We start from the raw sequence: 11,334 nt of genomic DNA, 5'->3' as shown, positions 1-11,334 counted from the left end.
TGCTCATGTTGCTCTTGCCACTCACGATCTGGACTGCTTCCTCCGGGACTCAACCGTCCCAGTATCAGGCTGTCCAGTTCAGCGGGGGAACTTCACCGCGACTCGACTCCTTCGCCGGTTCCCGTCACGCGGACGACGACCGGCAGCCCCATGCGTAACCCGGCCACTTCGACCCGTCCGGCCACTGCGGGATCCGGGCATCCGGTCCTGCCGGGCCGAGAGTTCGCGCCCGGTCCACCAGATGCGTGCGAGGCCCGGCCGCTGGCGGGTGGGTTCCCAGGCTGAGGGATCCGCCGTGTCCGGCCCCGTGCCGGAATCAGCAGATGCTGTTCCTGTTCCTGTTCCTGTTCCTGTTCCTGCTCCCGCGGCCCGCGGCCGGACGCCGACGCCTCTGCGGGCAGTGGCCGGCCGAGACCGCGGCCCGGTTGACGGTCCGTCGCGACCCTGGCCAGGGCTGACTGACGCGCCGTCGTCACCGTCACCGCCACCGCCAAGCCCCGCGCCGGGTCGCGGCCGTGGAGACCCCGGCGGGTCCCCGCGCAAGATCGCTGATAACCAACATTTGCATGTTATTTGCCCGCCACGCCGGACGAAGATGTGTTGGTGGCGCAGGCCCGGCGGATTGCGGCGACCGGTCGTTCTTTGAAACCGGCCGGCGCGAAATGGAGATTCGCCCGCATGCCGCATACCTGGGCGAAGCTGATCGTCGTTGATGCGGGTGTGACTACGACAACTTCGTTCCCCGCGTCCGCAGACTTTCGGTTCACCGACGCCGACGACCGGTTCCGAGTGGAGGAGGGGGATCCGCTGGGAGGTTCAAGTGATTTTCTGGGTGCCGGAGAGATCTTCCTCGAGTACGGCGCGGAGCGGGTTCGTCTCCGGCACTGCTCCGAACTGTGGGTGGACTTTCTGTGGACGGTGCAGGAGATCGAATCCGATGCCATGGGGCGCTTCGGCGTTCTGCTGGGAGCGCCGGCCCTGAGCTAACTGGGTGAATCGTTCCTCCAGTCGATACCAACGGCATGCTTGCCGCGTTATCTGCCGCGTGAGAGTGGAAGTGTCAACCGGACCGGCATTCGCCGATGGCCAGCCATGGCAGGGGCATAATGCCTATGCGACGTCGTTTTACGAACTCGGGACCTACCAGGGATTCCAGGGTGCCACGGGGATAATCTCCGTCCCCCGTGACCCCGGCTGGTACTACGGAAATTTCGCAGGCCAAGACCCGCACTGTCCGGAAAGCATTGGCGCGGGCGAGGTCGGGTGGGATCCCCCACCGGATTTCACCCGGATCCAGTTCTCCGCGGAGGACGCCGGTCCCGTGCCGGACGTCGGGCAGATGCCGGACGCCGGCCGGGCCGCCGAGCGCCGGGCCATCCGTCGCCGGCGCCCCCGCGTATCCAGGATGCGGCAGTGGCCCCAGGCGCTCAGCACCGTGTTCGCAGCTCTCGCCGCTCTGACCGTCGCCACGGTGAGCGTCCTCGGATGGGTGCTCTCCTATAACCCGCTGCAGGACCTGGCATCGCTTCGCGTTTCACGGAACCTGGCGGAGCTGTGGCCCCTGGTTGTCTACGGCCCTTGGCTCGTCGCCTCGCTGTCGATCCTGCGCGCCACCCTCACGCGGCACCGCGCCACGTATTCGTGGGTCGTGGTGGTCCTCTTTTCGGCTGTCGCCACCGGCCTGTGCGTCATTCACGCCTCCAGGACATTTCCCGGCGTGGTCGTCGCCGCGCTCCCTCCACTCACCGCCGTCGTCTCGTTCCACCAACTCGTACGCCAGATCATCCTGCCCCCGCGGGCGCGGCCTGCTGCGTCCGGCCGAGAGCCCACGCACAGGGCCCGTGGATGACCGACTTCACCGCGTACGGATCGGAGCCGGGTCTGCCAGGCGGTTCCTCGGGCCCGGGCGCGACGCTCGACCGTGGAGCCGGACCGGCAAGGCCCGCAGGCGACTTGAGCGCAGGCACAACCGCCGGCCCGGCGGGATGACTGCGGATATCGGCTGCCGGGGCCGACGTTGACTCCGCCGGGCAATGGGGCAACGGAGCCTGAAGTCTGTAGTGCGGACGGGTGAAGCTGGGCACGCTTCCGAACCTTTGCCAGGTGCCGTCGTTAGCCAGGTGTCCGCGGAATGTGCGGGTAGATCCCATGTGGAGGCTCTTATGATCATTGGTAAGAAGGCGGCGTTCCTCACGGCGGCTGCGGGTGCGCTGATTCTCGCCGGTGCGAGCGGCGCCAGCGCCTGTGGCCCGGACGGCGGCCACCCCAGCCACCCCAGCCACCACGTCGGCGGCTCCGTCGAGCAGAGCAACACCTGCTCCACGGCCCCGGGTGTCCTCGCCCTGACGGGCCTCGCCCCCGACATCGAGTACGACACCAACTGCCTCAACGTCGACGCCAGCGGTGGCGGCGCCTCGGAGCAGAGCAACAACTGCTCCACGGCGCCGCAGGCCGCCACCCTCACCGGGCTGCTCGCCCCGGCGCCCGAGATCGAGTACAACACCAACTGCACCAACGTCGCCTTCTAGGCGCCGAGCGCGGCCACGGCTCCGGCCACTTGGACCGCAGAGCGCCCTCTCTGTCCACTCCCTCTGTCCGCTCGGGGGGATAGGGACGGGGGCGAAGCGCCAGCCCTGGTCAAGAGCGGAGTCGGTCCCCGGAAGCACGGCCTCCGGGGACCGAGTCCGTTTACGGGCCCACGAGCCGGCCGGCCCTCTGGCAGCTCACCAGGATCGGCATCGTCTGCCAGCACGGCTGACGGCCCCCCTGCTGCCTAGCCGCCGCCCCCACCCGGACGGCGGCGGGACCCGTCAGCGGGTACGGCCGCTCCGTCGGCAGCGGTGCGTGGTCCCTGGTGCGCCGGACTTCGCCGGCCACCTCCGTGACGTCGGTGACCGGGCGGATCCACTCGTCCGCGGACCGCCGCACCGCCTCGCCGCGCAGCCCGGCCCGGCCCGCTCGCCAGGCCGGCGGCTGGAGGTGGATCCCGCGCTCAGGGTCCCACCGGACCCGTACCGGGCTGCGGCGCAGCTCGCGCTGCCAGTCGGCCTTTGGCCGTGTGCACCCGGCCGGCACGCTGCTGCACCCCGGCGCCGTACTGGCCCGGCTGGTCACCCGCCGCCCGCTCACCGCCCCGGACGGCCGCACCCTCAGCGCCGGGGGCCGCGAGCTGGTCGACGCCCTGCACCGGCTCTACTCCTTCGGGGTGTCCGGCGCGGAAGGTTGACGCGGGCGCTCGAACCCCCGTGCCGTAGGCTCGCTCGGCGGCGCGATCGTGGCGGCGCCGATCACGAGCGGGGGCGGGAGTCCAGAGCTGATGAGCACGGCATCGAGTACATCGAGCACGGAACCGGCGAGCGCGGAGCCGCCCGGTACCGGGGCGGCTCCGGGCGACGCCGAGCGACAGGGGCGCTTCGGCGCCGCCGTGGACCGTTTCGCGCCCGCGCTCGGCGCGTACGCGGTGGTGAAGGCCACCGGCCTGACCGTCTTCCTGCTGCTGCTCTCGCACACCGGCGACTTCCTGAGGAAGGACCCGGGCCGAGGCGGCGGTGCCCAGCCCTGGGACGTGCTCGGCACCTGGGACGGCATCTGGTACCAGCGGATCGCCGAGAACGGCTACGACCCCCAGCTGATCCCGCTGCACGGCTACCCGCTCGCCACCTACTACGAGAACTCGGCCGCCTTCTTCCCGCTCTACCCGTGGCTGATGCGCCTGGTCGGCGCCGTCACCGGCCTCGGCCCCTACGGCTCGGGCATCGCGGTCTCGGTGTTGGCCTCGTTCGTCGCGGCGGCCGGCATCTTCGCCGTCGCGGAGCGGCTCGGCGGCTTCCGGGCCGGTGTGACCGCCGCGGTGATCTGGGGTCTCTTCCCGGGCTCGGGGGCCGAGTGGGCGGTCTACTCGGACTCGCTGTTCGTCGCGATCTCCGCCTGGGCCTGCTACTGCGTGATGACGCACCGCTGGCTCGCGGCCGGCCTGCTCGCCTTCGCGGCCGGCCTCAACCGGCCCACCGCCGCCGCCCTGATCGCGGCCGTCTCGATCGCCGCGCTGGTGGCCCTGGTCCGGCGGACGGACGGCGTGGCGCGACCGCTGACCGCGATGCTGATCACCCCGTGGGGCCTGCTCGGGTACGTCGCCTGGGTGGGCTACCGGATGGGCGACTGGGGCGGCTACTTCAAGCTCCAGCGCGGCGCCTGGAACCGCTACTTCGACTGGGGCGCCTCCACCTCGCGCACCTTCCTGGACGTGATCACCGGGCACTGGGACTTCTGGCAGTCCAATCCGGCGCCCGACCTCATCGCGGTGGCCCTGCTGCTCGCCCTGCCCGGGCTGCTGGTGCTGCTGCTGCGCACCCGGCCGCCGCTGGTGCTGGTGATCTACACGCTGCTGACCGTCTTCACCGCGCTGAGCAGCAACCAGATCTTCGGCAACATCTCGCGCTACCTGCTGCCCGCCTTCCCGCTCTTCATCGGCCTGGCGATCGCGCTGCGCCGGGTCCGGGTGTCCACGATGGTGGGTCTGTTCGCGATGCCGACGCTCGCGGCGGGCTGGTACGCCGGGTACGCGCTGTTCGAGCTGGGCATTCCGTAGGCCCTGCCCGCACCCACGCGGTGGCCCGGCTCCCCGGAACTATTGGTTGCGCACGGGATCATCTGCCGATAGACGGCTTTGCTACGCTCGGACGCATGACGACGACCCCGCCCGTGCGCCAGATCCGCGACCTCTCCGGCCTGCTGGACCACGCCAGCCATGTGCTGGCGACCCGGATGGCGGCCGCCTTCACCGAGCTCGGGATCACCCCGCGCGCCTACTGCGTGCTGTTCCACGCGCTGGAGACCGAGCGCACCCAGATCCAGCTGGCCGAGCTGTCGGACCTGGACAAGACCACCATGGTGGTCACCGTGGACGAGCTGGAGAAGGCGGGCCTGGCGGAGCGCCGCCCGTCCGCCACCGACCGCCGGGCCCGGATCATCTCGGTGACCGAGGCGGGCGAACGGGCCGTCGAGCAGGGCACCGCGATCGCGGACCGGGTACACCGCGAGGTTCTGGAGTCGCTGCCCGAGCCCGAGCGGACGGCCTTCGTCTCGGCGCTGACGCACCTGGTGGGCGGGCACCTGGCGGAGCCGGTGGAGAGCGACCGGACGGTTCGGCGGGCCCGCCGCTCCCGGAGCTGAGTATCCCGAAGGGGACCTTCCCGAGAAAGATAGTCCCGAACAAAACTATCTGTTAGTGTCATACCCGGTACTCGACGAACCGGGGGAGACCCGCCATGACCACGCACGCCCCGAGCGCATCCGTCCCGCTCGCACCCGCCACGACCCGGGCGGCAGCCGCCCGCCCCCGTGCCCTCGCCCTGGCGGTGCTCTGCGCGGGGATGCTGATGATCATCCTGGACGGCTCCATCGTCACCGTGGCCCTGCCGGCCATCCAGTCCGACCTCGGCTTCTCGTCCGCCGACCTGACCTGGACGGTCAACGCCTACCTGATCGCCTTCGGCGGCCTGCTCCTGCTGGCCGGCCGGCTCGGCGACCTGATCGGCCGCAAGCGGGTCTTCGTCGCGGGACTCGCCCTCTTCACCGCCGCTTCGCTGCTCTGCGCGGTCGCCACCGGCCAGGGCATGCTGATCGCCGCCCGCTTCCTCCAGGGTGTCGGCGGCGCGATGGCCTCCGCGGTCAGCCTCGGCATGATCGTCACGCTCTTCCCCGAGCCGGGTGAGCGAGGCCGGGCGATCGGCACCTTCAGCTTCGTCGGCGCGGCCGGCGCCTCGATCGGCCAGGTCCTCGGCGGCGTCCTCACCCAGGCCCTCAACTGGCACTGGATCTTCCTGATCAACCTGCCGCTCGGCCTGGCCGCCATCGTGCTCGCGGTGCGGGTGCTCGAAGCCGACCGCGGCCCGGGCCTGCGGGCCGGCGCCGACGCCCTCGGTGCGGTGCTGATCACCGCCGCCCTGATGCTCGGCATCTACACCATCGTCGGTACCGGCGAGCACGGTTGGGCCTCCGCCCGGACCCTCGGCCTCGGCGTGCTCGCCGCCCTGCTGCTGGCCGGCTTCCTGCTGCGCCAGGCCCGCGCCGCCCAGCCGCTGCTGCCGCTGCGGATGCTCCGCTCCCGTACCGTCGCCGGCGCCAACCTGGTGCAGGTCCTCGCGATCTCCGGGCTGTTCGGCTTCCAGATCCTGCTCGCGCTCTACCTGCAGGCCGTCCTCGGCTACGGCGCGGCCGCGACCGGTCTCGCGATGCTCCCGGCGGCGCTCTCCATCGGAGCGGTGTCGCTGTTCCTCTCCGCCCGGCTGAACGCCCGCTTCGGCGAGCGCAACGTCCTGCTGGCCGGTCTGGCCCTGCTGGTCGCCGCGCTGGGGCTGCTCGTCCGGCTGCCGGCCGACGCCGACTACCTCGTCCACCTGCTGCCGACCATGCTGCTGATCGGCGGTGGCGGTCTGGTGCTCTCCGGTCTGACCGCGCTGGGCATGTCGGGTGCCGGGGCGGCCGACGCGGGTACCGCCTCCGGTCTCTTCAACACCACCCAGCAGGTCGGTGCGGCTCTCGGCGTCGCCGTCCTGACCACCCTCGCGGCCACCCGGACCGAGGCGCTGACCGGCGCCGGTCACCCCGCCGCGGAGGCTCTCACCGGCGGGTTCCGGCTCGCGTTCACGGTCGCCGCCGCGCTGCTGGGACTGGCCCTGCTGGTCACGGCCGTCGTCCTGAAGCCCGCCCGGAGCACGAACTCCGCCGAGCCGCCCGCCGTGCCGGTGCTCTGACCTGCCATATCGCAGCGGGCCACCGGGGCTACCACCCCGGTGGCCCGCTGCGTTGTCACGGCGCGAACGGTGGCCGGCTGTCAAGGATTCGGAAGGGATTCCGGGGCATTTCTCATGTCCCGTTCGGGACATGTCGGCTATGCCGGTCTTCGCGGACTTGTGCCTCGGAACGAAGTGGCCGGAGATCCTCCGGATATGGGTATTAGGTGTGATCATCGCCAAATTCAGGACGGAATCCGTAGCCGTGTGGAAAGGCGGTTCGGCCTCGTCCCGTCCCGGTGCTCGCCGGAGCGCGGAGCGGGACCGGGGGGTGACGGACGAGCACGGAAGAGCACGAAAGGGCACGGGGGAGCCGCGCGGGAGGGCAGCGCGGGAGGGCAGCGCCGCAGTACCGGAGGGCAGCGCGAGGCGGCCGACGGCGAGGAGCGGCGGCGGCGAAGGAGGCGGGGGCTGCGCGGGCGGCGGCCGGCGGGGTCGGCACAACGGCCACCGAGGGGCGCGGTGCGCGAGTGCTGGGCCGGGTTCTCCGGCCGGGGGGCACTCCGCGTCGCGGCGTTCGAGCGGGCCCGTCCTCCGCCGGTCGGTCGGGATCGGTTGCCGACGGTGACCGGGGGTGGGCCGAGCCGGGTCAGGCGGCGCGTTCGGCCTGGGCCAGCGTGACGGCGAGGGAGCGCCAGACCTCGGAGGCGAGGTCGATGTTGGCCGCGTCCTGGGCCTGTTGGGCGAGTTGTTCCAGCTCCCGGATCGCGACGTCGCGCTCACCGTTCAGGATGCGCAGCTGGTTGCGCAGCATGAGGTGCCGGACGCGGTCCCGAAAGGACAGGTGCTCGGGGTGGTCGCCGAGCCGTTCGCAGAGTTCCCGGGCGGCCGGGCGATCGTCCTGGTGGAAGGCCAGGTGGGCCTGGAGGGTGAGGAACTCCTGCTGGTGGACCGGCAGGTTGAGCAGCTCGACGGCCGGGGCGGCCTCGCGGAGCCGGCGTTCGGCCTGGTCGGTGCGGCGCGGGTCCATCCGCAGGTAGAGCGAGGCGGCGGCGAGTCTCAGCCGCATCCAGAGCAGCAGTTCCTCGTTGCCGGTGCCCAGCAGGTCCATGGCCTGTTCCAGCAGCGCGGCGGCGTCGGCGTGCCGGCCCTGGCGGATGCGGATGCTGCCGGCCGTCCAGAAGGACTCGGCGCGCAGGGCGACGGGGAGTTCGTCGGCGAGCCGGAGCACCTGGTCGGTGTGGTCCACGGCCTCGACCAGCCGGCCGGTCTCCGCCTCGACGGAGATCAGGACGAGCAGGGTGCGGGTCAGGTCGCTGCGGGAGAGCTGGTGCTCGGTCGCGAGGGCGTAGGCCTCGGTGGCCATCCGGTGGGCGGCGGGGACGTCGCCGGTGGTCCTCTGACATCGCGCCAGCTGGACCCGGGCTCTGACCTGCAGATGGGGGTGCTCGATCTGGTCGCTCAGCTCGGTGAGCGACTGCAGGGTGCGCTGCTGGTCCTGGCGGGCGCCGCTCTTGCGCTGGTTCTCGGCCAGCATCCAGAGGGACTGCCAGCGCAGTGCGGGGTGGGTGGGGGCGCCCTGCCGCACGGTGTCCAGCAGCATGCGGGTGGCGTCCTCGGTGTCACTCCCGGAGACCACCATGGCGAGCGTCTCGGCGGTGCGGTCGGTCGGCTCGGCCTGGAACGAGGAGAGCGGCAGGTCCAGCTTGTCGCAGAGGTAGGCCACCGCGCGGTCGGTCGGCGGGCGGCTGCCCGACTCCAGACGGGAGAGGTAGGCGGCGGACATGCCGGGCCCTGTCAGCTGGGCCTGCGAGATGCCTCGGTTCTGCCGGATCGTCCGTAGCCGGATCCCGAAGTAGGGCTGTGGCAGGGTTTGGATGGACGTCTGGAGCATGGCGACGACACTGCCACAGCGCCACCGGCATTTGTCAAGCCCGCACCGGGGCCCCGGCAATTCTGTCAAACCGGGGCCCGGTACGCGGTGGATCAGGGCTGGTCGGAGCCGCTCACGGCCACTCGATGTCGCCCTCCTTGCCGTCGGGTACGACGATCGTGATGCCACTTCCCGCCGTGGTCGTGGAGGCGGGGTGGCCGGACAGCGTATGGAGGCTCTGGACTGCGCCGAATGCGAGGACCACCGCCAGTCCGGTGAGCGCGAGCGTGCGGCGGAGTGTGTTCATCGTGCATTCCCTAGGGTTGTTCAGCAGTGAATCCTGGCGGCGGTACGGGCCGGCTTCCCCCCGATCACTCCGCAGCGGCAAGGTAGCTCACCTCGGGTTCTTTGACAAGCATCTGCCAAAGAGATTGACAAACTTGGCAAGCGATCGAAGGGTGCTGTCTTATGAGGCGGTAGCGGAGAAGGGGGTGGGGGCAGTGACGGGGGCTGTCACGTCCGAGGTCAACAGCGTGCCGATCGCGGAGTTGAGGCCGGCCGACTCGCCGCGGCTCGCGGGCGAGGACAGCGGACATGTCGAGACGCTTGCACAGAGCGGGACGGCCTTCGACCCGATCCTGGTGCACCGGGCCACCCGGCGGGTGGTCGACGGCATGCACCGGTTGCGCGCCGCAGCCCTGCGGGGCGAGCGCCAGATCAGGGTGCGTTACCTGGACGGGCCGGAGGAGGAGATCTTCATCCGCTCGGTCGAGGCCAACGTGGCGCACGGCCTCCCGCTGACCCTGGGGGACCGCCGGGCGGCGGCCACCCGCATCCTCGGCTCCCACCCGGGCTGGTCGGACCGGGCGATCGCCCGCACCACCGGGCTGTCGCCGAAGACCGTGGGGGCGATCAGGCGGCGTTCGAGCGAGGAAAATCCTCAGTCGAGCGCCCGGGTCGGCCAGGACGGGCGGATCCGTCCGGTGGATCCCGTCGAGGGCCGCCGAGCCGCGGTCGCGCTGCTGACCGAACGGCCCGAGGCGACCCTGCGGGAGATCTCGCAGGCCGTGGGCATCTCGTCCAGCACCGCGCACGAGGTGCGCCGACTGCTGCGGCAGGGGGAGGACCCGCTCCGGCTGGCCGGCCGGTTCCCGAAGCAGGACCGTCGCGCACTCCCGGCCCGGCCCGGCCAGGGTGCGCGGTCGCGGACCCCGGAGCCCGACCGGTCGGGCATCCTGGAGCGGCTCGCGAAGGACCCGTCGCTGCGCTTCACCGAGTCCGGGCGGCTGCTGCTGCGCTGGCTGGGCACCCATGACTTCGACGCGCGGACCGGCCAGGAGCTGATCGCCGCCGTGCCGCCGCACTGCGCCGCCGCGGTGGCCGACCTCGCGAGCAGCTTCGCGCGCGAGTGGAGCCGCTTCGCCGAGGAGCTGGCCCAGCGGGCCGACCTCCCGGACGGTGGCCGCCCCAAGGCTTCTTGACGCTCGATCACGAGCGTTGCGAGGATCGACGCGCTGCTGCCGTGAGTGCGACGAGAGCCACCGGCGTGGTGGCTCTCCGCGCGTTCGTCCCGCCTTCCTCCGTGCTCGGCGCCCGCAGCGCGTCGACACCGCAGGCTCCGGACCCCGAGCCTGCGCCCTGGCCGGCCGGACCGCGACCATCCCTGCTTCCGAACACCAAAGGAGACGGCCGTGGCGCCAGCCACCGAGTCCACTGTCGACATCGCCATCGTCGGAGCCGGCCCCGCGGGCCTGTACGGCGCGTACTACGCCGGGTTCCGCGGTCTGACCAGTGCGGTCATCGACGCGCTGGAGCAGCCGGGCGGCCAGGTGGCCGCGCTCTACCCCGAGAAGCGGCTGTACGACGTGGCCGGCCATGTCGCGGTCAAGGGGCGGGAGTTGATCGACAACCTGCTGGAGCAGGCCGCGACCTTCGAGCCCCGCTACCTGCTCGGGCAGACCGCGACGACCCTCGTGCCGAACGGCACCGGGTGGGAGCTCACCACCGACGCGGGCAGCCGGATCCTCGCCGGGGCGGTGGTGATCTCCGCCGGCATCGGCCGCGTGGTGCCCCGCACCCTGCCGTGCTCGCTGCCCTACGAGGGCCGGGGCGTCGCCTACCACGTGCCCCGGCTGGAGGAGCACCGCGACCGCGACGTGGTGATCGTCGGCGGCGGCGACAGCGCGGTGGACTGGGCGCTGGCCCTGGCTCCGATCGCCCGGTCGGTCACCGTCGTCCACCGGCGCGGCAGCTTCCGGGCCCACGAGCACAGCGTGAAGCAGCTGTACGCCGCCCCGGTCCGGGTCGTCACCGACGCCCAGGTCACCGCCTGCCACGGCGCGGACCGGCTGGAGGGCGTGACCGTCGGGACCCCGGAGGGCGAACTGGCGCTGCCCGCCCAGGCCCTGGTCGCCGCACTCGGCTTCTCCTCCCAACTGGGCCCGATCGCCGACTGGGGCCTGGCGCTGGAGAACCGCCAGATCCTGGTCGACGCGGCGATGCGGACCAGCCTGCCGCAGGTGTACGCGGTCGGGGACGGCTGCACGTACGAGGGCCGGGTCCCGCTGATCTCGGTCGGCTTCGGCGAGGCCGCCACCGCGGTGAACCACGCGGCCGTGGCGCTGCGCCCCGGTGCCCAGCTGGCCCCGGAGCACTCGTCCGACTTTCCGCAGTCCGGTCCGGCCTGAGCCGACGACCGCCCCGACGCGCTCCGGCGCGTGCCGCCAC

13 protein-coding genes are annotated in these 11,334 nt (G+C 71.9%); 10 read left to right on the top strand and 3 right to left on the bottom strand.

Going from position 1 to position 11,334, the window contains the following annotated elements; genetic code table 11:
- Nucleotides 1-323 precede the first annotated feature (323 nt).
- The 4 genes from AB0J08_RS11375 to AB0J08_RS11360 all read left to right on the top strand — a co-directional run bounded on the left by AB0J08_RS11375 (nt 324) and on the right by AB0J08_RS11360 (nt 2,528).
- A complete protein-coding gene (locus AB0J08_RS11375; RefSeq protein ID WP_360630600.1) occupies nt 324-458 on the top strand; it encodes a hypothetical protein in 135 nt (44 codons plus the stop codon).
- Nucleotides 459-573: 115 nt separating this feature from the next.
- Nucleotides 574-987 carry a hypothetical protein gene (locus AB0J08_RS11370; RefSeq protein WP_360630597.1) on the top strand — a complete coding sequence of 138 codons (414 nt, stop codon included), beginning with the start codon at nt 574-576 and terminating at the stop codon, nt 985-987.
- 58 nt (nt 988-1,045) lie between these two features.
- The gene (locus AB0J08_RS11365; RefSeq protein ID WP_360630594.1) at nt 1,046-1,849 is read left to right on the top strand and encodes a DUF2637 domain-containing protein; all 804 of its coding nucleotides are present in this window, start codon (nt 1,046-1,048) and stop codon (nt 1,847-1,849) included.
- Between the two features lie 313 nt (nt 1,850-2,162).
- Nucleotides 2,163-2,528, top strand: a complete 366-nt coding sequence (locus AB0J08_RS11360) for a hypothetical protein (protein ID WP_360630591.1) — start codon at nt 2,163-2,165, stop codon at nt 2,526-2,528.
- Nucleotides 2,529-2,688: 160 nt separating this feature from the next.
- Here AB0J08_RS11360 and AB0J08_RS11355 read toward each other — a convergent pair whose 3' ends face one another.
- The gene (locus tag AB0J08_RS11355; RefSeq protein WP_360630588.1) at nt 2,689-3,075 is read right to left on the bottom strand and encodes a DUF4291 family protein; all 387 of its coding nucleotides are present in this window, start codon (nt 3,073-3,075) and stop codon (nt 2,689-2,691) included.
- On the opposite strand from AB0J08_RS11355, the gene AB0J08_RS11350 reads away from it, so the two are divergent.
- The 4 genes from AB0J08_RS11350 (at nt 3,059) to AB0J08_RS11335 (ending at nt 6,755) form a co-directional block, all read left to right on the top strand.
- Nucleotides 3,059-3,226 carry a hypothetical protein gene (locus AB0J08_RS11350; RefSeq protein WP_360630585.1) on the top strand — a complete coding sequence of 56 codons (168 nt, stop codon included), beginning with the start codon at nt 3,059-3,061 and terminating at the stop codon, nt 3,224-3,226. The genes AB0J08_RS11355 and AB0J08_RS11350 overlap by 17 nt on opposite strands.
- Nucleotides 3,227-3,316: 90 nt before the next feature.
- Nucleotides 3,317-4,588: a hypothetical protein gene (locus AB0J08_RS11345; protein ID WP_360630581.1), complete on the top strand. Its 1,272-nt coding sequence runs from the start codon at nt 3,317-3,319 to the stop codon at nt 4,586-4,588.
- 95 nt (nt 4,589-4,683) lie between these two features.
- A complete protein-coding gene (locus AB0J08_RS11340) occupies nt 4,684-5,172 on the top strand; it encodes a MarR family transcriptional regulator (RefSeq protein ID WP_360630577.1) in 489 nt (162 codons plus the stop codon).
- A gap of 200 nt (nt 5,173-5,372) precedes the next feature.
- Nucleotides 5,373-6,755 carry a DHA2 family efflux MFS transporter permease subunit gene (locus tag AB0J08_RS11335; RefSeq protein ID WP_360630637.1) on the top strand — a complete coding sequence of 461 codons (1,383 nt, stop codon included), beginning with the start codon at nt 5,373-5,375 and terminating at the stop codon, nt 6,753-6,755.
- A 628-nt stretch (nt 6,756-7,383) separates the two neighbouring features.
- Here AB0J08_RS11335 and AB0J08_RS11330 read toward each other — a convergent pair.
- Entirely contained in the window at nt 7,384-8,628 is a 1,245-nt protein-coding gene (locus AB0J08_RS11330; protein WP_360630574.1) for a helix-turn-helix domain-containing protein, read from the bottom strand.
- Nucleotides 8,629-8,740: 112 nt separating this feature from the next.
- Nucleotides 8,741-8,914 (bottom strand): hypothetical protein, encoded by a 174-nt coding sequence (locus AB0J08_RS11325; RefSeq protein ID WP_360630571.1) that lies wholly within the window; start codon nt 8,912-8,914, stop codon nt 8,741-8,743.
- Nucleotides 8,915-9,107: 193 nt separating this feature from the next.
- Between AB0J08_RS11325 and AB0J08_RS11320 the strand changes: the two genes are divergently transcribed.
- Nucleotides 9,108-10,088: a ParB N-terminal domain-containing protein gene (locus AB0J08_RS11320; protein ID WP_360630568.1), complete on the top strand. Its 981-nt coding sequence runs from the start codon at nt 9,108-9,110 to the stop codon at nt 10,086-10,088.
- 210 nt (nt 10,089-10,298) lie between these two features.
- On the top strand, nt 10,299-11,294 hold the full coding sequence (locus AB0J08_RS11315) for an NAD(P)/FAD-dependent oxidoreductase (RefSeq protein WP_360630565.1): 996 nt from the start codon (nt 10,299-10,301) through the stop codon (nt 11,292-11,294).
- Nucleotides 11,295-11,334: the final 40 nt, after the last annotated feature.

Source organism: Kitasatospora sp. NPDC050463 (assembly GCF_040655255.1).
In the GTDB taxonomy this organism is placed as follows: domain Bacteria; phylum Actinomycetota; class Actinomycetes; order Streptomycetales; family Streptomycetaceae; genus Kitasatospora.
This window is presented reverse-complemented; position numbering and strand designations above follow the sequence as displayed.

Coding starts and splice junctions, on each gene's coding strand:
- AB0J08_RS11335 (WP_360630637.1), top strand. CDS start 5,373: ATGCTGATGATCATCCTGGACGGCTCCATCGTCACCGTGGCCCTGCCG.
- AB0J08_RS11340 (WP_360630577.1), top strand. CDS start 4,684: ATGACGACGACCCCGCCCGTGCGCCAGATCCGCGACCTCTCCGGCCTG.
- AB0J08_RS11345 (WP_360630581.1), top strand. CDS start 3,317: ATGAGCACGGCATCGAGTACATCGAGCACGGAACCGGCGAGCGCGGAG.
- AB0J08_RS11375 (WP_360630600.1), top strand. CDS start 324: ATGCTGTTCCTGTTCCTGTTCCTGTTCCTGTTCCTGCTCCCGCGGCCC.
- AB0J08_RS11360 (WP_360630591.1), top strand. CDS start 2,163: ATGATCATTGGTAAGAAGGCGGCGTTCCTCACGGCGGCTGCGGGTGCG.
- AB0J08_RS11330 (WP_360630574.1), bottom strand. CDS start 8,628: ATGCTCCAGACGTCCATCCAAACCCTGCCACAGCCCTACTTCGGGATC.
- AB0J08_RS11325 (WP_360630571.1), bottom strand. CDS start 8,914: ATGAACACACTCCGCCGCACGCTCGCGCTCACCGGACTGGCGGTGGTC.